The 23,568-nt window shown below is 71.6% G+C and carries 21 protein-coding genes and 2 tRNA genes; 13 read left to right on the plus strand and 10 right to left on the minus strand.

What is annotated here, in order from left to right; genetic code table 11:
- Positions 1-86 precede the first annotated feature (86 nt).
- The 3 genes from ACIRD8_RS15315 (at position 87) to ACIRD8_RS15325 (ending at position 3,681) form a co-directional block, all read left to right on the plus strand.
- Positions 87-737, plus strand: a complete 651-nt coding sequence (locus tag ACIRD8_RS15315; protein ID WP_403990590.1) for a DsbA family protein — start codon at positions 87-89, stop codon at positions 735-737.
- Positions 738-848: 111 nt separating this feature from the next.
- Positions 849-2,222 carry an MFS transporter gene (locus ACIRD8_RS15320; protein ID WP_403990593.1) on the plus strand — a complete coding sequence of 458 codons (1,374 nt, stop codon included), beginning with the start codon at positions 849-851 and terminating at the stop codon, positions 2,220-2,222.
- Positions 2,212-3,681 carry a pyridoxal phosphate-dependent decarboxylase family protein gene (locus tag ACIRD8_RS15325; RefSeq protein ID WP_403990596.1) on the plus strand — a complete coding sequence of 490 codons (1,470 nt, stop codon included), beginning with the start codon at positions 2,212-2,214 and terminating at the stop codon, positions 3,679-3,681. The genes ACIRD8_RS15320 and ACIRD8_RS15325 overlap by 11 nt, the downstream gene beginning before the upstream one ends.
- 125 nt (positions 3,682-3,806) lie before the next feature.
- Here the strand turns inward: ACIRD8_RS15325 and ACIRD8_RS15330 are convergent, their stop codons facing one another.
- Positions 3,807-4,448: a superoxide dismutase gene (locus tag ACIRD8_RS15330; protein ID WP_403990600.1), complete on the minus strand. Its 642-nt coding sequence runs from the start codon at positions 4,446-4,448 to the stop codon at positions 3,807-3,809.
- A 122-nt stretch (positions 4,449-4,570) separates the two neighbouring features.
- Here ACIRD8_RS15330 and ACIRD8_RS15335 point away from each other — a divergent pair, with 122 nt between their 5' ends.
- Together ACIRD8_RS15335 and ACIRD8_RS15340 are read left to right on the plus strand one after the other, a co-directional pair.
- A complete protein-coding gene (locus ACIRD8_RS15335) occupies positions 4,571-5,026 on the plus strand; it encodes a GNAT family N-acetyltransferase (protein WP_403990603.1) in 456 nt (151 codons plus the stop codon).
- A gap of 88 nt (positions 5,027-5,114) precedes the next feature.
- Positions 5,115-6,179, plus strand: a complete 1,065-nt coding sequence (locus ACIRD8_RS15340) for a hypothetical protein (RefSeq protein WP_403990606.1) — start codon at positions 5,115-5,117, stop codon at positions 6,177-6,179.
- 14 nt (positions 6,180-6,193) lie between these two features.
- On the opposite strand, the gene ACIRD8_RS15345 is transcribed toward ACIRD8_RS15340, so the two are convergent.
- On the minus strand, positions 6,194-7,396 hold the full coding sequence (locus ACIRD8_RS15345; protein WP_403990609.1) for an MFS transporter: 1,203 nt from the start codon (positions 7,394-7,396) through the stop codon (positions 6,194-6,196).
- A gap of 60 nt (positions 7,397-7,456) precedes the next feature.
- Here ACIRD8_RS15345 and ACIRD8_RS15350 point away from each other — a divergent pair, with 60 nt between their 5' ends.
- Entirely contained in the window at positions 7,457-8,422 is a 966-nt protein-coding gene (locus ACIRD8_RS15350; protein ID WP_403990612.1) for a winged helix-turn-helix domain-containing protein, read from the plus strand.
- A 41-nt stretch (positions 8,423-8,463) separates the two neighbouring features.
- On the opposite strand, the gene ACIRD8_RS15355 is transcribed toward ACIRD8_RS15350, so the two are convergent.
- Both ACIRD8_RS15355 and ACIRD8_RS15360 read right to left on the minus strand, forming a co-directional pair.
- Entirely contained in the window at positions 8,464-9,885 is a 1,422-nt protein-coding gene (locus ACIRD8_RS15355; RefSeq protein ID WP_403990615.1) for an amino acid permease, read from the minus strand.
- 119 nt (positions 9,886-10,004) lie between these two features.
- On the minus strand, positions 10,005-11,396 hold the full coding sequence (locus tag ACIRD8_RS15360; RefSeq protein WP_403990618.1) for an amino acid permease: 1,392 nt from the start codon (positions 11,394-11,396) through the stop codon (positions 10,005-10,007).
- 263 nt (positions 11,397-11,659) lie between these two features.
- Here ACIRD8_RS15360 and ACIRD8_RS15365 point away from each other — a divergent pair, with 263 nt between their 5' ends.
- A complete protein-coding gene (locus ACIRD8_RS15365; protein WP_403990621.1) occupies positions 11,660-12,253 on the plus strand; it encodes a biotin transporter BioY in 594 nt (197 codons plus the stop codon).
- Here the strand turns inward: ACIRD8_RS15365 and ACIRD8_RS15370 are convergent.
- Positions 12,234-13,541: an FAD-binding oxidoreductase gene (locus tag ACIRD8_RS15370; protein ID WP_403990624.1), complete on the minus strand. Its 1,308-nt coding sequence runs from the start codon at positions 13,539-13,541 to the stop codon at positions 12,234-12,236. The two genes, ACIRD8_RS15365 and ACIRD8_RS15370, sit on opposite strands and share 20 nt — an antisense overlap.
- Before the next feature lie 91 nt (positions 13,542-13,632).
- Positions 13,633-15,072, minus strand: a complete 1,440-nt coding sequence (locus tag ACIRD8_RS15375) for an amino acid permease (protein ID WP_403990627.1) — start codon at positions 15,070-15,072, stop codon at positions 13,633-13,635.
- A 256-nt stretch (positions 15,073-15,328) separates the two neighbouring features.
- On the opposite strand from ACIRD8_RS15375, the gene ACIRD8_RS15380 reads away from it, so the two are divergent.
- Together ACIRD8_RS15380 and ACIRD8_RS15385 are read left to right on the plus strand one after the other, a co-directional pair.
- The gene (locus ACIRD8_RS15380) at positions 15,329-15,817 is read left to right on the plus strand and encodes a ribose-5-phosphate isomerase (RefSeq protein WP_403990630.1); all 489 of its coding nucleotides are present in this window, start codon (positions 15,329-15,331) and stop codon (positions 15,815-15,817) included.
- Positions 15,818-15,889: 72 nt separating this feature from the next.
- A complete protein-coding gene (locus ACIRD8_RS15385; RefSeq protein ID WP_403990633.1) occupies positions 15,890-16,711 on the plus strand; it encodes an Fpg/Nei family DNA glycosylase in 822 nt (273 codons plus the stop codon).
- A gap of 22 nt (positions 16,712-16,733) precedes the next feature.
- Here the strand turns inward: ACIRD8_RS15385 and ACIRD8_RS15390 are convergent, their stop codons facing one another.
- Positions 16,734-17,966, minus strand: a complete 1,233-nt coding sequence (locus ACIRD8_RS15390) for a GNAT family N-acetyltransferase (protein WP_403990636.1) — start codon at positions 17,964-17,966, stop codon at positions 16,734-16,736.
- A gap of 104 nt (positions 17,967-18,070) precedes the next feature.
- Between ACIRD8_RS15390 and ACIRD8_RS15395 the strand changes: the two genes are divergently transcribed.
- Positions 18,071-19,216 (plus strand): PP2C family protein-serine/threonine phosphatase, encoded by a 1,146-nt coding sequence (locus ACIRD8_RS15395; protein WP_403990639.1) that lies wholly within the window; start codon positions 18,071-18,073, stop codon positions 19,214-19,216.
- Positions 19,217-19,336: 120 nt separating this feature from the next.
- On the opposite strand, the gene ACIRD8_RS15400 is transcribed toward ACIRD8_RS15395, so the two are convergent.
- Positions 19,337-20,515: a cation:proton antiporter gene (locus ACIRD8_RS15400; RefSeq protein WP_403990642.1), complete on the minus strand. Its 1,179-nt coding sequence runs from the start codon at positions 20,513-20,515 to the stop codon at positions 19,337-19,339.
- Positions 20,516-20,666: 151 nt separating this feature from the next.
- Here ACIRD8_RS15400 and ACIRD8_RS15405 point away from each other — a divergent pair, with 151 nt between their 5' ends.
- Positions 20,667-21,167 carry an HD domain-containing protein gene (locus ACIRD8_RS15405; protein WP_403990645.1) on the plus strand — a complete coding sequence of 167 codons (501 nt, stop codon included), beginning with the start codon at positions 20,667-20,669 and terminating at the stop codon, positions 21,165-21,167.
- Positions 21,168-21,215: 48 nt separating this feature from the next.
- Here the strand turns inward: ACIRD8_RS15405 and ACIRD8_RS15410 are convergent, their stop codons facing one another.
- Positions 21,216-22,379, minus strand: coding sequence for an acyltransferase family protein (locus ACIRD8_RS15410; RefSeq protein ID WP_403990648.1), 1,164 nt, complete (start codon positions 22,377-22,379; stop codon positions 21,216-21,218).
- A 491-nt stretch (positions 22,380-22,870) separates the two neighbouring features.
- Here ACIRD8_RS15410 and ACIRD8_RS15415 point away from each other — a divergent pair, with 491 nt between their 5' ends.
- Complete coding sequence (locus tag ACIRD8_RS15415; protein ID WP_073746901.1) at positions 22,871-23,065, plus strand: hypothetical protein; 195 nt, start codon at positions 22,871-22,873, stop codon at positions 23,063-23,065.
- A 157-nt stretch (positions 23,066-23,222) separates the two neighbouring features.
- Here ACIRD8_RS15415 and ACIRD8_RS15420 read toward each other — a convergent pair.
- Positions 23,223-23,296 (minus strand) — tRNA-Gly (locus ACIRD8_RS15420).
- Between the two features lie 168 nt (positions 23,297-23,464).
- On the opposite strand from ACIRD8_RS15420, the gene ACIRD8_RS15425 reads away from it, so the two are divergent.
- A tRNA-Pro gene (locus tag ACIRD8_RS15425) sits at positions 23,465-23,541 on the plus strand.
- Positions 23,542-23,568 lie beyond the last annotated feature (27 nt).

Genomic DNA, 23,568 nt, shown 5'->3' on the forward strand with positions numbered 1-23,568 from the left:
GGCCGCCGGCGCCCGCGCGCGGGAATGGCGGGAGGGCCCCATGGTGTTCCGGCACACAGGCGCAGACCGATTTCACGAGGAGAGACATGCCCGAGAACAGCACGCCCGGCGGCAAGGTCCCGGCCGATTTCTGGTTCGATCCGCTCTGTCCCTGGGCCTGGATGACCTCCCGCTGGATGCTGGAGGTGGAGAAGGTCCGCGACGTCGAGGTGCGCTGGCACGTGATGAGCCTCGCGGTGCTCAACGAGCCCCGGATCGACGAGCTGCCCGAGGAGTACCAGGACATGATGCGGACCAAGGCCTGGGCGCCGGTCCGGGTCGTGGTCGCCGCCCAGCAGAAGCACGGCGACGACATCGTCGGCCCCCTGTACACGGCCCTCGGCACCCGCATCCACAACAACGGCGAGGGCCCCACCCGCGAGGCGATCGCGGGCGCCCTCGCGGACGTCGGCCTGCCGGCCGAGCTCCTGGAGTACGCCGACTCCGACGCGTACGACAAGGAGCTGCGCGCCTCCCACCAGGAGGGCATCGACAAGGTCGGCCAGGACGTCGGCACCCCCGTCATCGCCGTGCCCGGCGCCGACGGTGAGCAGATCGCGTTCTTCGGCCCGGTCGTCACCCCCGCCCCGAAGGGCGAGGAGGCCGCGAAGCTCTGGGACGGCACCCTGCTGGTGGCGTCGATCCCCGGCTTCTACGAGATCAAGCGGACCCGTACGCAGGGCCCCGTCTTCGACTGACCGCACGCGTGCCGCGGGCGGGGCAGCCGTGCCCCGCCCGCCGCATGGCGATCATGTGTCACGGCCGGCCCGGGTCTTGCCGAAAAGATGAACATCGTTCAGGATCTGCCCATGCCAGCGGCCGGTTCGGACCATCCCGCGGCCCCGCCCCTGCCGCGCACCGTGCGGATCGGCTACGGCCTGGGCTCGCTCTGCACGGGCACCTTCGCGACCGTGCCGGGCCTGATCCTGCTCTACTACCTCACCAACGTCCTCGCCGTGCCCGCCGCCGTCGCGGGCGCCGCCGTCTTCCTGCCCAAGGCCTGGGACGTCCTGATCAACCCGCTGGTCGGCGCCGTCTCCGACCGCAGCCGGCTGGGTGGCGGGCCGCGCCGGCCGTTCCTGCTGATCGGCGCCTGCACCCTGCCGCCGCTCTTCGCGCTGATCTTCGCCGCTCCACCGCTGCGGGGCGCCCCGGCGGCCGGCTACGTCGCCGTCCTCTTCCTGCTCGCCGCCACCGCGTACGCCGTCTTCCAGGTGCCGTACGTGACCATGCCCGCCGAGATGACCGAGGACCCGCACGAACGCGGCCGCGTCCTCGGCTGGCGGGTGGGCTTCCTCGGCGTCGCCATCCTGCTGTCCGGGGCGCTGGCCCCCGCGATCGCGCACGCCGACGGCGACACCCCGGAGAGCTACCGGCTGATGGGCGTCGCCGTCGCCGTACTGCTGGCCCTCGGCATGTTCGGGGCGTGGGCCGCTACCCGCCGCGCCCCGGCGGTCCTCCGCAGCGAGGCCGAACCCTCGCTCCGGGCCCAGCTCGCCGCCGCCCGCTCCAGCACACCGTTCCTGTATCTGGCGGGCATGTGGACCCTGCAGGCCCTCGCGATCGGCGTGATGCTCGCCGGCGTCCAGTACTTCGCGACGTACACCCTCGGCTCGGCGGGCGCGGTAACGCCGCTGTTCGCCTGCCTGATCGGCCCGCTGGTCCTCTTCATGCCGCTGTGGAACCGGCTGGCCCGCCGCAAGGGTGTCACCTACGCCCAGTGGTGCGCGTCGCTGCTCTACACCGCCGGCGCGGTACTCCTCGCCTTCACCGGCGCCGCCGGTCCCGCCATCGGCTACGCGGCGGTCGTCCTCGTCGGAATCGCTTACGCCGGGCTGCAGTTGCTGCCCCTGACGATGCTCGCGGACACCCTGGCCGCCGACGCCGCCACCACCGGCAGACGCAGGGCCGCGACCTTCACCGGGCTGTGGACGGCGGCCGAGACCCTCGCCTTCGCCCTGGGCGCGGGGGTGTTCGCCCTCGTGCTGGCCGTGACCGGCTTCCGCTCCTCCGACGCCGCGCACCACGTGGACCAGCCCGCAGCCGCGCTGACCGGGATCACCGCCGGGATGAGCGTGCTGCCCGCCGTGCTCGCCGCCGCGAGCCTCCTGCTGCTGCGCCGCTACCGCGCGACCCCGACCGCGCCCCGCCCCCTCAAGGAAGAGCCCGCCCGTGCCGACTGATCCCGCCCTGCCCGACGGCCGTCCAGCGGCCGAGGTGCTCGCCGAGCTGCGCGCCCTGCGTCAGGCGGACGCGCCCACCCGTGGGGGCCGCACCTTCGCCTACGTCTACGACGCGGGGCTCGACGGCCTCGACGAGCTGGCCGCCGAGGCGTACACCGCGTTCGCGACGGTCAACGGCCTCGACCCCACGGTCTTCCCGAGCGTGGCCCGGCTGGAGAACGACGTGGTCGGCGCGGTCGCCGCCCTGCTCGGCGCCCCCGGCGCCCAAGGGACGTTCACCAGTGGCGGCACGGAGAGCATCCTGCTCGCCGTGAAGACCGCCCGCGACCACGCCAGGACCGTACGCGGGATCACCGCACCCCAGCTGGTGCTGCCCTCCACCGCCCACGCCGCCTTCCACAAGGCCGCCGCCTACCTGGGCGTGGAACCGGTCGTCGTCCCCGTCGACCCCGTCACCTTCCGCGCGGACGCGGCCGCCATGGCCGCCGCGCTGACCGACCGCACCGCGCTGGTGGTCGCCTCCACCCCCTCGTACGCCCATGGGGTGATCGACCCCGTCGCCGAGATCGCCGCGGCGGCCGCGGCGCGCGGGGTGCTCTGCCATGTGGACGCCTGCATCGGCGGCTGGATCCTGCCGTACCTGCGGCGCGCCGGACGCGAGGTGGCGCCCTTCGACCTCTCCGTGCCCGGCGTCACCTCGCTCTCGGTCGACCTGCACAAATACGCGTACGCCGACAAGGGCGCCTCCGTGGTCCTCTACCGCGACGCCGAGCTGCGCCGCCACCAGTACTTCGCGCACGCCGGCTGGCCCGGCTACCCGGTCGTCAACCCGACCGTGCAGGGCACCAAGTCCGGCGGACTGCTGGCCCAGGCCTGGGCGGTCCTCCAGTACGTGGGCGAGGAGGGCTACACCACGCTGGCCGGCCGGGTCGCCGAGGCGTCGGACCGGCTGCTCGCGGGGCTGCGTTCCCTCGACGGCGTACGGGTACTCGGTGAACCGGCGGCGGGGCTCGTCGCGTTCACCGTCGCGGGGGACGAGGACGGCGCCCCCGACCTCAGCCTGCTCCTCCATCTCGCCGACGAGATGCGCGAGCTCGGCTGGTACCTCCAGCCGCAGCTCTCCTTCGACGGCCTCCCGCCCAACCTCCACCTCACGCTCACCCCGGCCACGGTCGGCCAGGTCGACGCACTGCTCGTCGACCTCGCGGCCGCCCTGGCGAAGGCCCGTTCCCTGGAGCCCGTGACGGTGGACCCGGCCCTCGCGGCGTTCGCCGCCGAACTGGACCCGACGGCGCTCGGACCGGACGAGGTCGCCGCCGTGCTCGCCTTCGCCGGGCTCGGCGAGGGCGCCGGGCTGCCCGGCCGGATGGCCCCCGTACTCATCCTTCTGGACGCGCTGCCGGGGCCGCTCAAGGAGCGGCTGCTCTCGGAGTTCATCGGCTCCGTGTTCCAGGTCTGAGCGCCCCGCGAGCATGGGAGAACCCCCGCGAGTCACGTCCTCGCGGGGGTTCTCCGTTGATCCGCCTGCCGGGTGAAGGTTGAGAAGACGATCACGAGGCAGGACGCTCGGGTGTCTCCGTCAGGTCAGGGAGCGAGCAGCAGCACGTCCGCGCGCTCCTTGGCGGCGGCGTAGCGCTTCGCCACGTCCTGCCAGTTGACGACGCGCCACATGGCCTCGATGAAGTCCACCTTCTGGTTCTTGTACTGCAGGTAGAAGGCGTGCTCCCAGGCGTCGAACACCAGGATCGGGACCGAGCCCTGCCCGACGTTGCCCTGGTGGTCGTAGACCTGCTCGACGATCAGCCGGCCGCTGACCGGCTCGTACGCGAGGACGCCCCAGCCGGAGCCCTGCGTGGTGGCCGCGGCCTTCGTCAGCTGGGACTTGAAGCCGGCGTACGACCCGAAGGACTCCGCGATCGCGTCGGCGAGGTCACCCACACCGTCCGCCGCGAGGGGCTCGCCGCCGCCGTCGCCGGTCATGTTGTGCCAGTAGATCGAGTGCAGGATGTGGCCGGAGAGATGGAACGTGAGGTTCTTCTGGAGGCCGTTGATCGCGCCCCAGGCCTCCTTGTCACGGGCCTCTTCCAGCTGCTCCAGGGTGTCGTTCGCACCCTTGACGTACGCGGCGTGGTGCTTGTCGTGGTGGAGCTCGACGATCTGCGGGTTGATGACCGGTTCGAGCGCCGCGTAGTCGTACGGGAGTTCCGGAAGCGTGTACGTGGCCATGGGTTCGAACCCTCCAACTGCTACCTGGTTGTTATTGCAAGCTGTTCGCAATTGCAGGCTAGCAGGAGGAAGCCGCGGAAGTGATCAGCCCTTGGTCCTAGGTCGCCGATACTGTGGGAGCGATGACATACGTACGGGAGGGGCGCCCCGAGGAGGCCGCCGCGCTGACCGCGCTGGCCCTGAGGTCGAAGGCGCACTGGGGCTACGACGGGGCGTTCATGGCGGCGTGCCGGGACGAACTCACCGTCCGCCCCGCCGAGGTGACCGCCCGCCGCACGGCTGTGGCGGAGGGGGACGGCGGACTCCTGGGCTTCACCATGCTGGACGGGAGTCCACCGGAGGGCGCCCTCGGCATGATGTTCGTCGAGCCGGACGCCATGGGCCGGGGTGTGGGAAGGCTCCTGTTCGCCCACACGGCGGCGCTGGCGCGCCGTCTCGGCTTCGTGCGGCTCACCATCGACGCCGACCCCCACGCCGAGTCCTTCTACACGGCGATGGGTGCGGCACGGATCGGGGCGACCCCCTCGGGCTCGGTCCCCGGCCGCGAACTGCCCTTGCTGGCACTCGCCTTGGCCTGAGGCCGGACGGCCGACCCGAGGGCACGGGGAGTCCGGGGGTGTGTGAGGGTGTCCTCGGTCGAGGCGCGTACGTACATGGGGGGTTGTCGTGAGCCAGGTGCTCTATGGCGAGCGGTCCTGGAATCCGCTGGCACAGACCGTCGAGCTGGCCGAGGACCGGCTGCGCAGGGGCGGGCGGACCACGCCGCTGGGCGAGCTGAACCTCGGCGCCATGGCCGAGGCGTACCGGCGCGGGAGCTGGCTGGGAGGCGGCGGGTCCGAGCGTCCGCTGGACCGGCTTCCGGAGGGCCCCGGCGTCGTCCCGCTGACCCGGGTCACCGGCACCGCCACCCCGCTGAAAGTGCGTCAGGCCGCCGAGTTCGCCCGGGTGCTGGGGGAGCTGGCGGTACGCCGGTGCGGCGGGCCCGAGCAGGTGGCCGCGCTGTCGGCCAGGGCCGAGGCCGAGGGCGTACCGCTGTGGATCGCGCGGAGGCTCGTGGAGGGGCCCGCCGGCCCGGTCGCCGTCGCCGTGGACCGGCGTCTGGTGCGCGTGGACGTCTGGGGGCCGCACGCCCCCGCCGTACGGATCCGCGCGCCCCGAGGCTTCCGGGGCGACGACCCCGACCCGTCCAAGGGCCTGCGCCTGAGCGTCGGCGACGCCGCGGCGGAGCTCGTGCTGAAGAAGAAGCTGCGCAAGTCGAAGAGCGTGGTGGAGGCGCGGCTGCCCGGGGCGCACTGGGTGCTGCGGCGGGAGGACGCCACGCACTCCTGGCTGCTGCGCGACGACCGGCGTGTCGCGCTGCTGGCACGCCCCCCGCGCCGCCCGGCCCGCACGCCGGACACCGTGCTGCGGCCGCTGGCCCCGGTCCGCCACGAGAGCCCCGACCCGCTGGACGCCGTGATGGCCCACGCCTTCGCCGTCGCCTTCGGGATAGGCGACACGACCGGCACGGCACGGTTCCGGTCGGAGCGGTACGTGGGGGACGGGGGCGAGCCGATCGCCACCGATGTCGCGTGGGACCGCCCCTGGTTCAGCAACCTCGGCCACGGCAGGGACGACAACGAGCCCGGCGGCGGGGACGGCTGGGGCGCGGACGGCGGCGACGGCGGGGACTCCGGCGGCGGTGACGGCGGCGGCGACAGCGGGGGCGGAGACGGCGGCGGGGGCGACTGAGGGGCTGAGGGCGTTCAGATACCGCCGGTGGCGGGGGCAGGCGCGGCCGGTGCCTGCTTTCCGTCGCGTCGCAGCCCCGCAGCGAGGACCAGCGTGACGGCGACCGAAGCGGCCGCCATCAGGGCGATCGCCCCGCCGGCGGGCATCCGCTGGGCCACGGCGCCCGCGAGCGCCGCCGCCACGCCCTGCATGGCCAGCATGCCCGAGGCGTGCAGGCCGAGCGCCTGGCCGGTCATGGTGGCCGGGGTCAGGGCCATCAGGCGCTCCTGCAGGAGCAGGCTCGCCGAGAAACCGGTGGACGCCAAGGCCGCCAGGAGCAGAGCCCACGGCAGGCCGGGCCGCAGTGCGAAGAGCAGATACGGCACGGCCAGCAGCAGGAGCAGCGGGGTGCTCAGCCGGCCCCGCCACCGCGCCGGTACGAAGCGGCCCGTCACCGTGTCCCCGATCAGCATCCCGATCGCCGCGCAGGCGAAGAGCAGCCCCGCCCGGTCCGGCCGGTAGGGCACGAAGAGCGATTCGCAGCCGACGACCAGCCCGTTGGGCAGCCACAGCGAGAGGTACACGCGCCGCCGGGGGCCCGAGGACCACAGCAGCGCGTTGGTGCGCAGGGTCTCGCCCACCGAGGGCCGCCCGGTCGCCCGGGGCGGACGGCGGGTGAGGCCGGACCAGGCTGCCGCGGCGCCGGCGGCGTACAGGGCGGCCGCGACGAGCAGGGTGCCGCGCGGGGACAGCACGGCGACCAGGACGCCACCGGCCGCGTAGCCGCAGATCTGCATGGTGCCCGCGCACATGTTGAGCACCGAACGCCCCAGCAGGAAGGCGTCCTTGGGGAGCACCTCGTCGAGCAGCCCGTACCGCACCCCGCCCATCACCGCCGCGACGGCGCCCTCACCCAGGACGACCGCGAAGATCACCGGCAGTGGCAGCCCGGGCAGGGCCAGGACGGCCGTCCCGATGCCGAAGGCGAGCGCCGCGCCGCTCAGCGCTCCGCGCGGCGGGAGCCGGTCGGCCGCCGACATCAGCAGGGTGGCGCCGACCAGCTGGGCCAGCGAGGCACCGAACATGGAGAGGGCGGAGAGCAGCGGCGACCCGGTCGAGGTGAACACGAGGACACCCAGGGCAAGCCCGCTCGTCGTCGATGCGGCGGCCTGCAGGGCACTCGTCACGAAGAGCGGACCGAACTGCGGTACGCGGAACACTTCCCGGTAGGTGAGCATGCCGGGGAGTCTCGGCGCGCGGTCCGCAGTGCCGTTACTGTTTCGCCCGGAGGCGAAACCATGGGCTGGTGGCAGGTCAACGCGGACACCCTGGCCGCCGGGCGCTTCGTCGTGTCGGAGCTGTCCGAGACCACGGCGACGCTCCAGGCCCTGGAGCTGGGGGTGGCGGCGAACCCGGCCGAGCGTGCGTGGTTCGACACCCACCGGCCCGCCTACCGGGAGCGTCTGGCCGACGACCCCGCCACCGCGCAGTTCGTACGGACCGGTCTCGGCGGCCACTGGAACGCGGACTTCCTCACCCCGCCGCCCACCGGCGGGACCACCTTCGCCCAAGACCTCGCCCGGGTGCGCGGGACGTCCCCCGACGGTGCCCGCGCCGATCTGGAGGTGTCCGGCGGCGGACCGCTCCCGGCGGTGCTCCACCGCCCCGATCTGCCGGGGATCGCCGCCGATCTGCTCGCATGGGTGTGGGAGCGCATCGTGCTCCCGGACTGGCCGCGCCGCCGCCGGATCATCGAGGCGGACATCGTGGCGCGCGCCGGGCAGCTCGGCCAGGGCGGCTGGGCCGCGGTGCTGGAGACGATGAACCCGGGCATGCGGTGGCTCGGCGGCAGCCGGCTCCAGGTCAATCCGCGCGCCTACCCGCCCCGTGAACTCGTCGGCGTACGACTGGCGTTCGTGCCCGTCACGCCGCGTCAGGGGTGGGTCTCCTGGGACGCCGCTGCGCAGCGCTACGCGGTCGTGTACGCCTGCTCCGGCACCCTCTCCGACGCGGACCGGCCCGTGGTCCCCGACAGCCTCGGCCGGCTGCTCGGACCCGCCCGGGCCGGGGTCCTCGTGCTGCTCGACCGCCCCAGGAGCACCACGGAGCTGGTGGCGATCACGGGCCAGGGCCTGGGATCGGTCGGCCGCCACCTGAAGGTGCTGCTGGAGGCCGGCCTGGCCGGGCGCCGCAGGTCGGGCCGCTCGGTCCGCTACTTCCGTACGGAGGCCGGCGAGGTGCTCCTGCGGGCCCAGCCGGGCTGAGGCACGGCCGCCTCCAGGTCAGGACGACCGTGCCCCTGCACTCAGTTCCGGGCGGGTGCCCGGCGCTCCGCGCGCTTCTGCCGCACCACGCCTATCACGATCAGCACCGCGGTCAGCAGGCCGGTCGCCAGCAGCTGGTCGCGGGTGTCGGGCTGGCGCAGCATCAGGACGAAGATGCCGGTCATGGCCGCCAGCGCCGCGATCGTCAGGCCCGGGAAGAGCCACATCCGTACGACGAGCCGGTCCGGGGTCTCGCGCTCCGTCCGCCTGCGCAGGATGAGCTGGGAGACCGCGATGAAGATCCAGACGACCAGGATCACCGCGCCGATCATGTTGAGCAGCCACGGGAAGACGTCGTCGGGGCGCCAGTAGCTGAGCAGCACGCACAGGAAGCCGAAGACCGAGGAGGCCAGCACCGCGTTGCGCGGGACGCCCGAGGAGACCTTGCCGAGCAGCTTCGGGCCCTGGCCGCGGGCGACGAGGGAGCAGGCCATGCGCGAGGAGCCGTAGATGTTGGCGTTCATCGCGGAGAGCAGGGCGACCAGGATGACGACGTTCATGATCTCCGCGGCGCCGCTGATGCCGAGGTGGTCGAGCATCGCGTAGAACGGGCCGACCTCGGCCACCTTCGGGTCGTCCCACGGCACGAGGGTCACGATGACCGCCATCGAGCCGATGTAGAAGACCGCGATGCGCCACATCGCCGTACGGACCGCCTTGGCGACACCCTGCACCGGGTTCTCCGACTCGGCCGCCGCGATGGTGACGGTCTCCAGGCCGCCGTACGCGAAGACGGAGGCGAGCAGGCCGATGATGAGGCCCTCGGAGCCGTTCGGCATGAAGCCGCCGTCCCCGGTGAGGTTCGAGGTGCCGGGGGAGTCCGTGCCGGGCAGCACGCCCAGGATCGCGAGGAGGCCGAGCACCAGGAAGAGCGTGATCGCGATGACCTTGAGCGCGGCGAACCAGAACTCGAACTCGCCGAAGTTCTTGACGGCGGCGAGGTTCGTGCCGAGGAAGATCACCATGAACAGGGCGACCCAGGCCCACTCCGGCGTGCCGGGCAGCCAGCCCGTGACGATCTGCGCGGCGCCGATGCCCTCAAGCCCGACGGCGACACAGAGCAGCACCCAGAACGACCATCCCGCGGTGAAGCCGGCCCACGGTCCGATCGCCCGTTCCGCGTGGACGGAGAAGGAGCCGGACGCGGGGTTGGCCGCGGACATCTCGCCGAGCATCCGCATCACGAACATGACCAGCAGTCCGGAGATGCCGTACGCGATGACGATCGAGGGGCCGGCGGCGGCGATGCCCGCACCGGAGCCGACGAACAGCCCGGCGCCGATGACCCCGCCGAGGGCGATCATCGACAGATGGCGCTGCTTGAGTCCGTGCGTGAGCGCCGAGTCGGCGGCCGGGGCGGGGGCGGGGGCGTCCGTGGGGGGCGGCGCGGAGGTCCGGGACATGGACAGGCTCTGTTCACTGGTCGGGACAGGGGACGGCCCACAGTGTGGCCACGAGCCCCGACCACGGGGAACCGTTGTCCGCTATACGGTCACCGGGCTCACACAAGGTGTCCACCCGCCTACGGCTTCGCCCGCAGCTCCCGGACGCCCGCCACCAGCAGCACCAGCGCGGTGGCCCCCGCCGACCACAGCACCTGCGGACGGGCCGCGTCATCGGTGAGCATCAGCAGCAGGACGCCCACCAGACCGGCCAGGGTCACCCACGTCAGCCAGGGGAAGCACCACATCCGCAGCGTCAGGGCGTCCGGAGCCTCCCGTTCGAGCCGGCGCCGCAGCCGCAGCTGCGAGGCGGCGATCAGGCCCCAGACGAACAGCAGGACCGCGCCGACCGAGTTGAGCATGTAGAGGAAGACGGTGTCCGGCCACTCCAGATTGAGCAGTACGGAGACGAAGCCGAAGGCCACCGAGGCCAGCACCGCCCGACGGGGAACCCCGCTGTTCCGCCCGCCGGACACCTTCAGCAGCCCGCGCGGGGCCTCGCCGCGCTCGGCCAGCGAGAAGACCATCCGGGACGCGCCGTACAGATTGGCGTTGAGCGCCGACAGCAGCGCCACGAACACCACGATGTTCATGATCTGCCCCGCCGACGGCACCCCGATCGAGTCCAGGACCTTCACGTACGGGCTGAGCCCGGCCTGCTGCGCGGTCCACGGCAGCACGGTCACGATCACCAGCATCGAGCCGACGTAGAAGAAGAGGATGCGCACCACCGCGCTGCGCACCGCCCGCCCCACGGCGCGCGCCGGGTCGTCGGTCTCGGCCGCCGCGATCGTCACGACCTCCAGGCCGCCGAAGGCGAACACCACCGTCAGCACACCGGAGACCACGCCGTCCCAGCCGTTCGGCAGGAAGCCGCCCTGCCCGGTGAGGTTCGTCAGGCCCACCGGATCCGTGTCCGGGAGGACCCCGAGGACGGCCAGCAGACCGAGCACCAGGAAGGCCACGATCGCGGTCACCTTGAGCGCCGCGAACCAGAACTCGAACTCGCCGAAGTTCTTCACGGCCGTCAGGTTGGCCACGGTGAACACCACCATGAACAGCAGCACCCAGAGCCACTGGTCCATCGCGGGCACCCAGGCGTGGGCGATCTGTGCGGCAGCCGTCGCCTCCACGGCGAGCACCACCACGAGCATGAACCAGTAGAGCCAGCCCACACTGAAACCGGCCCAGCGGCCCAGCGCGCGCTCCGCGTGGACGGAGAAGGAACCCGACGCGGGCATCGCCGCCGACATCTCGCCGAGCATCCGCATCACCAGCATCGCGAGCGCGCCCGCGATCAGATACGAGACGACGACGGCGGGCCCGGCGACCGCGATCCCGGCACCCGACCCGACGAAGAGACCGGCGCCGATCACCCCGCCCAGACCGAGCATCGTCAGATGGCGCTGTTTCAGGCCGTGGGCCAGGGGCTCGGACCGTATGGGGGAGTGCGTGGGGGGCGCGTCGTGCATGAGCTGCGGATCACTCTCGGATCATTTATGGGGAACCTACAGTCTCACGCGGCGGCACCGCTGCCCGAATCGAGGACGAGATACACCCCCACCTTCGTGACCAGCGTCACGCTGCCGAGTGATTGCGTGACGCTCTTTGTTCGAACCCGACTAACCCCTCAACCATCGCTTTGTGGGCGGCTGATGGTGATCGCGGGATATGCAGTCGGCTAACGTCACCTTCAGTCCCGTCCCTGCCTGCCGACCTCACCCGCGGAGTCCCGATGAGTACTGCTGCCGCCCCCGTCCGTTCCGGAGCGGTCCTCGCCGACCTGCTGCCCGCAGCCCGGCTCCGCTACGCCGTGGACACGGCGCTGGTCGTCGTCGGCGCCGCCCTCACCGGCATCGCGGCCCAGATCGCCGTGCCTGTCCCCGGCTCCCCGGTCCCCGTCACCGGCCAGACCTTCGCCGCGCTGCTCATCGGCACCGCGCTCGGCGCCCGCCGCGGCTTCCTCTCCCTCGCCCTGTACGCGCTCGTCGGCATGGCCGGCATGCCGTGGTTCTCCGAGGGCTCCTCCGGCGCCGGCGGCGCGTCGTTCGGCTACGTCCTCGGCATGCTGCTCGCCGCCACGGTCGTCGGCGGCCTGGCCCGCCGGGGTGGTGACCGCTCCGTCCTGCGCACCGCGGGCACGATGGTGGTCGGCTCCCTCATCATCTACGCGGTCGGCGTGCCGTACCTGGCGCTCTCCACCGGCATGTCGATGAGCGCCGCGATCGCGGCCGGCCTGGTTCCGTTCCTCATCGGTGACGCCCTCAAGGCCGCGCTGGCCATGGGCGCGCTGCCCGCCTCCTGGAAGCTCATCGGGCGTCGCGGCTGACCGGGCCCTGCTCGTACGCACCACCGAAGAGGCTCGCCGGGTCGTATCGCGACACCAGACCGGCGAGCCTCTCGCGTGTCCCGGTGCTGTGGAAGCCGTCGGTGCGGTCCCCGCCGCCGAAGGAGAAGTTCAGCGCCCGGCCCAGGGCGTACGGCGCCGTCTCCGCCGCCACCCGCGCGTACAGCGCCCGTACCGCCGTCACGTCCGTACCGTCCAGCGGTGACAGCAGCCGCAGCAGGAAGCCCGCCTCCCGGTGGGGCACCGCGCTGTCGTGGGCCGGCGGCACGGCGAGGGCGCCGCCGAGGTGGTTGAGCTGGACCACCGTCATCATCGGGGCCTTCGGGCCCGTCAGCTCCAGCACCCGGGCGGCTGTTCCGGCGTCCAGGTCCCGGAGCATCAGGCCCTCGCCGTAGTAGGCGTGCGGGAACGGCGGGTCGCTGTGGATGGTGTGGCTCTCGGTGTACGGCATCTCCCGCAGCGAGTCCGAGAGCGCCGGCCCGATCGCGCGCAGCGGCGCCACCAGGGCCTCGCCGTCCGCGGCCGGCCCGGTGTACGCGACGCGCACCGAGACCACGTACCGCCCGCGCAGCGCCTCCGGCAGCTGCGGCATGTCGGGGTAGCGCATCGCCGACGGGGAGGAGGTGCAGGTGTCCGGCACGGTCCGGGTCCACTCCAGGTAGCGCCGCAGCACCTCCGGGGCCGCCTCCCCGTCGAAGGCCAGCGCGCCGCCGTACAGCCGGTCCACGGCCACCAGGCCGATCTCCAGGCCCGTCACGACGCCCAGCCGGTGTCCGCCGCCCCGCAGCCCCCAGAAGAGGTCCGGCTCCACGTCCGGGGTGGCATGGCGCAGCACCCCGTCGGCGGTCACCACGTCGAGCGAGCGGACGTGGTCGGCGGCGTACCCGAACTCCCGGGCCAGGATGCCCAGCCCGCCGCCCAGCGTGTACGAGACGGCGCCCACGCCCGGCGACGAGCCGTTCAGCGGGGCGAGCCCGTGCGGGGCGGCCGCGGCGACGACCGCACCCCAGGTCGCGCCCGCCCCGATCCGCGCGGTGTGGCGCTCCGGGTCGATCTCCACGCCGTCCATCCGGCGGGTGCTGATCAGCACCCCGCCCTCGACCGGGCCCGGCAGCCCGTGCCCGGTCGCGTGGACGGCGACGGAAAGGCCGCGCGCGGCGGCGTCACGCACCGCGGCCCGTACGTCGGCGGCGTCCGACGCCTCCACCAGGAGGTCGGGGCGGATGGCGGAGCCGGTCTGGAAACTGTCGACCGCGGGAGTGGTGCTCATGGGAAAGGCTCTCCGTTCGCTCGCGGGGTTCGCGGGGCGAGGGAGAGCCTCCCGGGTATACCTGACATCCGCCGTCAGGTATGCGTACCGATCACTCGACCGGCGCCTTCGCCTTCCGGCTGCGGGCCTCGCGCACCAGCGAGACGGCCACCACCAGCGCCGCGACCAGCAGCGAGAGCAGCACCTGCTCGCGTCCGGCGTCGTCGGTCAGCATGTAGACCAGGACGAAGGAGATCATCGCGATCGTCGCCCAGGTCAGGTACGGGAAGAGCCACATCCGTACGACGAGCTTCTCGGGCGCCTCGCGCAGGATGATGCCGCGCATCCGCAGCTGGGTGAAGCAGATCACCAGCCACACGAACAGGGCGACCGCACCGGAGGAGTTCAGCAGGAACGCGAAGACCGTGTCGGGCCACTGGTAGTTGAAGAACACGGCGACGAAGCCGAACACGACGGACGACAGGATCGCCGCCTGCGGCACGCCCCGCTTGTTCACCCGGGCGAACGCCTTGGGCGCGTCTCCCCGCTGTCCCAGCGAGAAGGCCATGCGGGAGGCCGTGTAGAGGCCGGAGTTGAGACAGGACAGCACGGCCGTCAGCACGATGACGTCCATGACCTGGCCGGCGTGCGGGATGCCGATGGCGTTCAGCGCGGCGACGTACGAACCGTCCTCGACGATCGAGGGGTCGTTCCACGGCAGCAGGGTGAGGACCACGAAGATCGAACCCAGGTAGAAGATGGCGATGCGCCAGATCACGCTGTTGGTGGCCTTCGAGACGGCCCGCTGCGGGTTCTCGGACTCACCGGCCGCCAGCGTCACGATCTCGCTGCCCATGAAGGAGAAGACGACCATCAGCACACCGGTGAGGATGGCCCCGGGCCCTTCGGGGAAGAACCCGCCGGCGTCCGTGAGGTGGGCGAGCCCCGACCCCGCGTTGTCCGAACCCGGCAGGATGCCGAAGACGGCGAGCAGGCCGACGACGACGAACGCGCCGATCGCCACAACCTTGATCCCGGCGAACCAGAACTCGAACTCGCCGTACGAGCCGACGGAGACCAGGTTGGTCGCCGTCAGCACCACCATGACGATCAGGGCCCAGGCCCACTGCGGCACACCGGGGACCCAGCTCTCCAGGATCTTGGCACCCGCCGTGGCCTCGACGGCGAGCACCACGACCCAGAAGAACCAGTACAGCCAGCCGATGGAGAAGCCGGCCCAGCGGCCCAGCGCCTGGTCGGCGTAGGCGGAGAAGGAACCGGAGCTCGGGCGGGCCACGGCCATCTCGCCGAGCATCCGCATGACGAAGACGACCATCAGGCCGACGAGCGCGTACGACAGGAGGATGGCCGGTCCCGCGGCGGCGATACCGGCGCCGGAGCCCACGAAGAGGCCCGCTCCGATCACGCCGCCGATGGCGATCATCGAGAGATGACGGTTCTTGAGACCGGCCTGGAGCCCGTCCGGAGAATCCGGCTTACCCGGCTCGCCGGGCTGTTGGCCCGGTCCGGCCAGAGTCGTCTGCGACGTCATGGATCGAATCCTTACGTTTTCTGATCACGTGTGTCGGTGTTGCTGCCCTCAGCGGGGGTGGTGCGAGGGCGCAGCCACGCATTCAAGCCCGATGGAAACCAAAAACGGAACCCCTTCGTCCGCTTCCTTGACCCGATCGTTGCGTGAGTGGCGTTGCGCACACGCCCCGGAGGGCCCGGACCTGATGCGGGGAAAGCCCGGTGGGTCCCGACCCCGCTGACGGTTACCCCGCCCCGTCCGTGCCACACTTCGCACCATGCGCGTGTACCTCGGCTCCGACCATGCCGGCTTCGAACTGAAGAACCACCTCGTCGAGTGGCTCACGGCCCACGGCCACGAGGCCGTCGACTGCGGTCCCCACATCTACGACGCCCAGGACGACTACCCGCCGTTCTGCCTCCGTGCCGCCGAGCGGACGGCCGCGGACAAGGACAGCCTCGGGATCGTCATCGGCGGCTCGGGCAACGGCGAGCAGATCGCCGCGAACAAGGTCAAGGGCGTCCGCGCCGCGCTCGCCTGGAGCGAGCAGACCGCCGCGCTCGGCCGTGAGCACAACGACGCCAACGTGGTGGCCATCGGCGGCCGGATGCACACGGTGGAGGAGTCCACCAAGTTCGTGGAGATCTTCCTCGCCACCCCGTACTCCGGTGAGGAGCGTCACACCCGGCGCATCGACATGCTCACCGAGTACGAGACCACCGGCGAGCTCCCCCCGATCCCGGCCCACCACCCGCAGCAGGGCTGAACCCGCACCCGCCTCCCTTGTGCCGCCGGGACCCGTGCCCGGCGGCACAAGCGCGTTCCCAGGAGATACGCCGTGCCCGAGGGGCATACGATCCACCGCCTCGCCGCCGACCACCACGAGAGGTTCGCGGGCCGTCCGGTGCGGGTGAGCAGCCCTCAGGGCAAGTTCTCCGGGAGCGCAGCACTGCTGGACGGCCGGACCCTCACCGGCGTCGACGCGCACGGCAAGCACCTCTTCCTCGGCTTCGAGGGATCGGCCTGGATCCACATCCACCTCGGTCTCTTCGGCAAGCTCGGCTTCGGCACGGTTCCGGCGCCGCCGCCCACCGACACGGTCCGGCTGCGGCTGCTCAACGACGCCCACCACGCCGATCTGCGCGGCCCCACCACGTGCGCCCTGATCACGGGCCCCGAGAAGCGCGCGATACACGACCGGCTCGGCCCGGACCCGCTGCGCTCCGACGAGGACGGGGAGCGTGCCTGGCAGCGGATCTCCCGGAGCCGCGTCACGGTCGCCGCCCTGCTGATGGACCAGAAGGTCGTCGCGGGCGTCGGCAACGTCTACCGCGCCGAGGTCCTCTTCCGGCACGGCATCGACCCGTACCGCCAGGGCAAGGACCTGGGCCGGGCCGAGTGGGACGCGATCTGGGCCGACCTCGGCGCCCTGATGCGCGAGGGCGTGCGGAACAACCGCATCGACACGGTCCGCCCCGAACACCTGCCGGAGGCCATGGGCCGGCCCCCGCGCGTCGACGACCACGGCGGCGAGGTGTACGTCTACCGCCGCGCCAGGCAGGGCTGCCACATCTGCGGCACCGAGATCCGTACGGCGGACCTGGCGGCCCGCAACCTCTTCTGGTGCCCGGCCTGCCAGCCGTCCGCCGCGGGCCGGTAGCGACCCCGGAGACCGCCCGGGCTCAGAAACCGTGCGGGCACCACGGCTGTACGTCCGAGGAGAAGGCCAGCGCGGCCGAGGCCAGCGCGCCCTCCCTCAGCTCCCGTACCTTCCCGGCCCCGGCCAGCATTGTCAGGGATACGCCGCCCAGGTAGGCGGCGCCCAGATCCGCTGCGGAGAGCGCCAGTTCGGGCTCATCGGCGGTCCTGCGGCAGGTGACCGTGCCGTCCGCACCGGCGGTCAGCCGCCAACGCCCCTCGTTCCACGGGCAGAAGGCGTCCTCCACCTCCAGCACCACGTCGACCGGGGCCCGGTAGCTCCGGGCCTCCAGCGCGGCGGCCACATCGACCAGCCGGACGTACAGCCCGTCGCGCACCCGCACCTCGCAGCGCCGGACGTCGGTGACCAGCCGGAGCACGGCGTCGTCCGGCGGCCGGTTGGAGCACTCGACCACCGTGGTCAGGTCGATCCCGAACAGGAAGCGCAACAGCGCCGCGTACGACGCGGGGTCCAGCGCCGCCAGGTCGCGCACCGCGACCGTGCCCCGGGGGCCGGCCTCCTCCCAGGCGGGACGCACGTGGAAGGTGGCGTAGCCCGTCACCTCGCCGTCCCGCTCCGCGAGGACGCACTGCAGCGGGGAGCCGCCGCCCCGGCCGCTCGCCGGGTCGTTCACGGGCAGTTGCTCCCAGCCGGGGCGGCGCAGGGGGGTGCCGGGCCGGTCCGCCGCCAGCCGTGCGTACACCGCCTCGCAGGCGGCGAGCGCCCGCGCGGGGGACGACCGGCGCACCCGCACCTCGTCCGTGCCCGGAGGCAGTGCCAGGCCGGCCTTCGTGGTGTCGATCCGCAGCTTGGTCTCCGTCGTGGCCGCGCCGTAGCCGAACCGGCCGTAGATGCCCGGCTCCGACGCCAGCAGCACCGCGAGCGGCTCGCCCCACGAGCGGACGTCGTCCAGCTGGCGCCGCATCATCGACGTCAGCAGCCCCTGCCGGCGGTGTGTCGAGGAGACGCTCACCATCGTGACGCCCGCGGCCGGAACCGCCGCTCCGCCGGGCACGGTCAGGCGGAAGCTGTACGCCCCGGCCGTCCCCACGCACTCCGCGCCGTCCCAGTGGCCGATCGCACGCTGCGGCTCGGCCAGCGAGGCGTACATCTCACGGCTCTCCGGGGAGAAGGGGACGCCGCCGAACGCCAGCTCCACACAACCGAACCAGGCATCCCATTCCGAGGCCGACAACGCCCGCAGTTCCGTGTTCATGAGCCCTGCTTACCAGGGCAAAGCCGTTCAGGCGAACCCGTTTCGAACATATTGTCGCCGGGTCCCCCTGCACCGGAGGCCGTCGGGTGGATAAGGTCCCGGCAATGGCCCGTCGCAGAGGAGCAGACACTTACACCGCCCGGTGGCGAAGATCACTGCACCGGGCGCGCATCGCGCTGCGCAGGTCCGGCGTCGACTACTTCCGGGGTGACGGCTCCGACTGGATAGCCCTGGCCGGCCTGCTGATCATCATTCCGGTCATCACCTGCACCACGCTGCTCAACCCGGTCTGGTGCTCCCCGACCGCCCTGGCCCTGCCGATCGTCGCGGGCGGTCTGCTGCTGCGGCCGGCCAGTCTGCTGAGCCTCTACGCGACCGCGGCCGCGGCCCTGATCGTGGAGTCCATCGCCCTCGGCCCCTACGCGGAGGGCCCCGCCCGGGTCACCCCGGGCACCGTCCTCGTCGTCGCCGCCTGCGGCTTCTTCGGGCTCGTACTCGCCCAGTTCCGGGCCAGGGTCGGGGTGCCGTGGCGGCGCGGCGGCACGATGCTCTTCGACCTGCGCGAGCGGATCCGGGTGCAGAGCGCCCTGCCCCGGCTGCCCGAGGGCTGGCACCGCGAGATGGCGCTCCGGCCGGCGGGCGGCCAGTCCTTCTCCGGTGACTTCGTCGTCGCCGCCCGTACCAACGGCGGACGCACCCTGGAAGTCGTGCTCACCGATGTCTCCGGCAAGGGCATGGACGCGGGTTCCCGCGCACTGCTGCTGTCCGGAGCCTTCGGCGGCCTCCTCGGCTCCCTGCCCCCGCACGGATTCCTGCCCGCCGCCAACGGCTATCTGCTGCGCCAGGACTGGGACGAGGGCTTCGCCACCTCCATCCATCTCGTCCTGGACCTCGACTCCGGCGACTACGAACTCCTGTCGGCCGGTCATCCGCCCGCACTCCAGCTGCACGCGGGCAGCGGCCGGTGGGAGGAGATGGCCGCCGAGGGCCCGCTGCTCGGTGTGTACGACGGCGCGGAGTTCGACGCGGTGAAGGGCTCGCTGGCGCCCGGGGACGTCCTGATGCTCTTCACCGACGGTCTGGTGGAGGCGTCGGACCGGGACATCGCCGAGGGCATCGACCGGCTGACCGGCGAGGCCGACCGCTATGTCGCGACGGGCTTCGAAGGGGCGGCCTGGCATCTGATCGAGGCCTGCGCGAAGGACGTCAACGACGACCGCGCGCTGCTGCTGCTGTCCCGTCAGGTCTGAACCGCACGAAAGCGGTCGAAACGGTACGGGCGTCAAGGTGAAGGCGCCGTATCACCCGAACGTGCAAGTGCCCGGTGTCGGGTGCGGGCACGGGCCGTCCCGCACCCGATCCGGGCTCGGTCACGCCGGTACCGATACCTTCTCCGTGTCCTCGTCCCTCACCCGGCCTCCGGGCAGGATCCGGGCGAGCCAGGTCGATCGTCCGGCGGCCAGCGGTGCGAGGACCGCGAGCACGAGCACATAGCCGGCGATGAACGGGGAGAGCCGCTCGTCCAGCCCCGCGCCCGCCGCCATGGTGGCGAGGATCAGCGCGAACTCACCGCGGGCCATCAACGTGGTGGAGATGTTCGACGCCTCCAGCGGGCCGAACCCGTACACCCGTGCGGAGAACAGGCCGGAGAGCACGTTCATCGCCACCGTCAGCGCAACCGCTATCAGCACCGGCCACATCACGCTCGGCAGGTCTCCCGGGTTGATGGAGAGCCCGAACGCGAAGAAGAAGATCGCGCCGAAGGCGTCCCGCAGCGGATGCACCAGCTTCATGATGCGGTCACCCGAGCTCGTGCTGCCGAGCATCAGCCCCACCATGAACGCCCCGATGGCGTCGGCGACCCCGAACCAGTCGGAGACACCGGCGACGAAGACCGCGGCGCCCAGGAAGGAGATGACCAGTAGCTCGTCGTCCCGGGTGTCGATCAGCTTGCTGATGACCTTGGTGCCGAAACGTGCGGCGAGAGCCAGCAGCAACAGGAAGCCGAACGCTTTGCCCCCGTCCCGCAGGGCCGCACCGAGCCCGTCGGAGTGGGAGAGGATCGGCTGCAGGGCGGCCAGGTAGAGGGCGAGGAAGACGTCGTCGACGACGATGATGCCGAGGATCGGCTTGGTCTCCGGGCTGTTCAGCCGTTTCAGGTCGACCAGGATCTTCGTGACGATCGCCGAGGACGAGATGCCGATCACACCGGCCAGGACCAGTGCCTCGGCGTTGCCCCAGCCCAGGAGGAAGCCGAAACCGAGCCCGGCGCCGACGTTGAGGATCAGATAGACGGTGCCCGCGAGCACCATCTTCCTGCCGCCCGCTTTGAGGTCGTCGAGGTGGAACTCCAGCCCCAGGTAGAAGAGCAGCAGGACCAGGCCGAGCGCGGAGAGCATCTCCAGGTCGTGCGGGTCGTCGAGGAGGACGACCCCGGGCGTGTGCGGGCCGAGCAGGATCCCGGCGAGGATGAAAAGGGGGATGGTCGGCAGTCCGATGCGGCCGCCGACGCGGGCAAGGATGGCGGCGGCGAGGAACGCGCCCCCCATGGCGATGAGCGTGTCTGCGTGTCCGATGAGCCCGTCTCCTTCGTTGGGTCAAGAGTGCGTCAAGGAATCGTCAGTAATTAGTTTACCGAACGATTCGCTCGGCGCCCCTGACCCCTCGGGAAGGGTGCTGTGCCGGGCGTACAGTCGGCCCATGCCGAACCCGTATCTGACGCTGTCCCAGGTGGAGGCGATCGCCCGCGAGGCCCATCGTCGGCAGACCGACAAGGCGGGGCGCCCGTACGCCGAGCACCTGGCCGCGGTGGCCGAGGGCGTACGGATCCGGGGCGGCAGCGAGGAGCAGCTGGCCGCCGCCTGGCTGCACGACGCGGTGGAGGACGGCGCGCTGTCCCGGCAGTGGCTGGACGAGGCCCCGCTTCCCGGGCGGGTAAAAGAAATGGTCCTCGCCGTCACCAAGCGGGACGGCGAGGACCTCTTCGCGTACACCGGGCGGATTCTCGCCACGCCCGGGGCGCTGCTGATCAAGGAGTCGGATCTGGCGCACAACGCGGACCCGGACCGGCTCGCTGTGCTGGAGCCGGCGACCCGTACCCGGCTGACGGAGAAGTATGCGCAGGTACGCGGCCTGTTGGGGCTCGACGGGGGCGTCAGGCCCGCAGAACGGCGGGATCAAGCCAACCCGGCGGCCGGCTGACGCACCGACAGGACCGGCCCCCGGCGGGAGGGGCCGATCCGGACAGGCTCAGCGCTTGGCGGGGCTCCGGCGGAACGCCCAGTTCATGTCCGGCTCGGTCGCGAAGCGCAGGGCGCGCCGGACCGGCGGGGTGCAGAGCAGCGTCACGGCGACGGCCGCGACGACGGAGACGACGACGAGCCCCAGCGGCCCCGAGAGCCACTCGTAGCGGTCGAACAGGTCGTAGTAGTCGGCACCCTTCACCAGGAAGCCGTGCAGCAGGTAGCCGCAGATCGTCCCGGCGCCCAGCGCGGTGAACCACATGTGGCGGCGCGGGACCCAGGCGAGGAACGCGACCGTGAGCAGCAGTGCGCATCCGAACATGGCCAGGGTCATCACCGGCCCCGCCCACCACTGGAAGTCCATCTCCTGGGCGCTGTTGCTGCGGTAGAACCAGCCGAGCTGCATGCGCGGCGCGGCCCAGTACGCGAAGACCAGGGACCCGGCGACCAGCGGAAGGGAGAGCATCCGCACCTCGCGCCGCCGGACCAGCTGGAAGTGCTCGGGCTTCATCAGCAGGCCGAGCACGAAGAACGGCAGGAGCTGGCAGACGCGCTGCAGGTCCAGGTCGTCACCGATGTCCGGCGAGACCGAGGCGAGCATGGCGATCACGAGGGCGACCGGAAGCGGGTGGCGCAGCGACTGCCACAGGGGTGTGGTGACCCGCCAGATGAACAGGGCGATCAGGAACCAGGTGAGGAACAGCGGGTCGAGCAGCGAGATGGGCGTGTCGTCCTCGCCGCCGGCGTACCGCCTGAAGAGCGAGTACGCGGTCTCGAAGAGGACATAAGGCACCGCGACCCCGGTCACGAGGCGCTTCACTCTGGGTGCACTCATGTCGAACGACCGTGAGAAATAGCCCGAGACGAGGATGAACGCCGGCATGTGGAACGTGTACACGATCATGTACAGCGCCCGTGCCGTACGACTGCCGTCCATCACCGGCTCCCACGCGTGGGCCACGGCGACCAGCACGATCGCGAGGTACTTCACATTGTCGAAGTACGCGTCACGACGCTTGGCGGGCGCAGGCTCCGTGGTGCGGGCCGGAGCGGTCCTGGCAGCGCGGGAGGGGGCCTCCGTGACCATCGCGGTCTGCTCGTGTCTCGGCTCCGACTCCCGGCTCTCCGGGGTGATCGGGGCCCTCTGAATTTCGCTCGGAGCTTTGGACATCTCATGCACCTTAGACCGGTCGATCGGTATGCGTAAAACCCTCAAGAGATATCGCGTGTTCCCAGTCATTCAAAAACGAAACTACCGGCAACTGCCCGTTACGTACTGATTCATCCGGCTTAAACAGGGCATATCGGCGGGTTGTTGACGAGAGTGAATTTCGTCGCACGAACTCCTGGCAAATCACTGTGAATGAAGTGTGGGGATATGGAAACGATCGCATCGGTTGATATTCGAACTGCCCTGCGCACAGCGGCCGCACAGCTTTCCGCGGGGGTCCGCGCCAGCCCCGGGGCCGGGCGCCGCACACGCCGGAGCGCACCAGGGCGCACGCGGGGGCACACGGGCGCGAGGATGGCGCGATCCGGTCATCCCTCTCCATCACCCGGCAGCAGCCACAGGGGAGTTGGTGGCACGATGGACGCGACGGAGGTGTGCCGGCCGCACGCCACCGGGCCGGCAAGGCGGACCGACCAAGGGTGTGATCAGTCGTGGCCATTTCACTGTCTGTGGTGCTTCTGCTGGGGATCGTCCTCGTGGTGCTGATCCGCGGCGGATCCATCAAGGGCGGCCCGGCGGTCGTCGCCGTGCTCTTCGGCTTCTTCCTGGCCTCGACGGGCATGGCGCCGTCGATCAACAGATTCATGAACTCGATAGCCGACACGATCAACCAGATCAGCTTCTGACGGCCGCCGGACGGGCCCGGCCGGGCGGACGACCGCCGACCGGGCCCCACGCGTGCCGCGGGCCGGGGTGGGATCGGGAAGCGGGTCGTACAGAACACGTCGTACAAAACACCCAGGGCCGGGCGGAGGAAGAGTCCTCCGCCCGGCCCTGGGCCGTTGGAGCGGGCGACGGGAATCGAACCCGCGTAGCTAGTTTGGAAGACTAGGGCTCTACCATTGAGCTACGCCCGCAAGCACCGCATCAGAGGTCCGGGGACCGCGGTACGGAAAGCATCGTAGCGGGTCGGGGAAGGTGCGCGCACACCCGTATCCGGAGTGCCCCCGTGACGGCCCCGGTCACCGCCTGTGTAAAGCGGCCGACGCAGTGCCCTTCTGCATGTACCCTACGTGTCGCACCGACGGGGTGTGGCGCAGCTTGGTAGCGCGTCCGCTTTGGGAGCGGAAGGTCGTCGGTTCGAATCCGGCCACCCCGACCACCAGCAAGATCGCATTGTGGGAGTCCT

This window comes from Streptomyces sp. NPDC102451 (genome assembly GCF_044765485.1).
Classification (GTDB): domain Bacteria; phylum Actinomycetota; class Actinomycetes; order Streptomycetales; family Streptomycetaceae; genus Streptomyces.

Coding starts and splice junctions, on each gene's coding strand:
- ACIRD8_RS15315 (WP_403990590.1), top strand. CDS start 87: ATGCCCGAGAACAGCACGCCCGGCGGCAAGGTCCCGGCCGATTTCTGG.
- ACIRD8_RS15320 (WP_403990593.1), top strand. CDS start 849: ATGCCAGCGGCCGGTTCGGACCATCCCGCGGCCCCGCCCCTGCCGCGC.
- ACIRD8_RS15330 (WP_403990600.1), bottom strand. CDS start 4,448: ATGGCCACGTACACGCTTCCGGAACTCCCGTACGACTACGCGGCGCTC.
- ACIRD8_RS15335 (WP_403990603.1), top strand. CDS start 4,571: ATGACATACGTACGGGAGGGGCGCCCCGAGGAGGCCGCCGCGCTGACC.
- ACIRD8_RS15345 (WP_403990609.1), bottom strand. CDS start 7,396: ATGCTCACCTACCGGGAAGTGTTCCGCGTACCGCAGTTCGGTCCGCTC.
- ACIRD8_RS15350 (WP_403990612.1), top strand. CDS start 7,457: ATGGGCTGGTGGCAGGTCAACGCGGACACCCTGGCCGCCGGGCGCTTC.
- ACIRD8_RS15355 (WP_403990615.1), bottom strand. CDS start 9,885: ATGTCCCGGACCTCCGCGCCGCCCCCCACGGACGCCCCCGCCCCCGCC.
- ACIRD8_RS15360 (WP_403990618.1), bottom strand. CDS start 11,396: ATGCACGACGCGCCCCCCACGCACTCCCCCATACGGTCCGAGCCCCTG.
- ACIRD8_RS15365 (WP_403990621.1), top strand. CDS start 11,660: ATGAGTACTGCTGCCGCCCCCGTCCGTTCCGGAGCGGTCCTCGCCGAC.
- ACIRD8_RS15370 (WP_403990624.1), bottom strand. CDS start 13,541: ATGAGCACCACTCCCGCGGTCGACAGTTTCCAGACCGGCTCCGCCATC.
- ACIRD8_RS15375 (WP_403990627.1), bottom strand. CDS start 15,072: ATGACGTCGCAGACGACTCTGGCCGGACCGGGCCAACAGCCCGGCGAG.
- ACIRD8_RS15380 (WP_403990630.1), top strand. CDS start 15,329: ATGCGCGTGTACCTCGGCTCCGACCATGCCGGCTTCGAACTGAAGAAC.
- ACIRD8_RS15390 (WP_403990636.1), bottom strand. CDS start 17,966: ATGAACACGGAACTGCGGGCGTTGTCGGCCTCGGAATGGGATGCCTGG.
- ACIRD8_RS15395 (WP_403990639.1), top strand. CDS start 18,071: ATGGCCCGTCGCAGAGGAGCAGACACTTACACCGCCCGGTGGCGAAGA.
- ACIRD8_RS15400 (WP_403990642.1), bottom strand. CDS start 20,515: ATGGGGGGCGCGTTCCTCGCCGCCGCCATCCTTGCCCGCGTCGGCGGC.
- ACIRD8_RS15405 (WP_403990645.1), top strand. CDS start 20,667: ATGCCGAACCCGTATCTGACGCTGTCCCAGGTGGAGGCGATCGCCCGC.
- ACIRD8_RS15410 (WP_403990648.1), bottom strand. CDS start 22,379: ATGTCCAAAGCTCCGAGCGAAATTCAGAGGGCCCCGATCACCCCGGAG.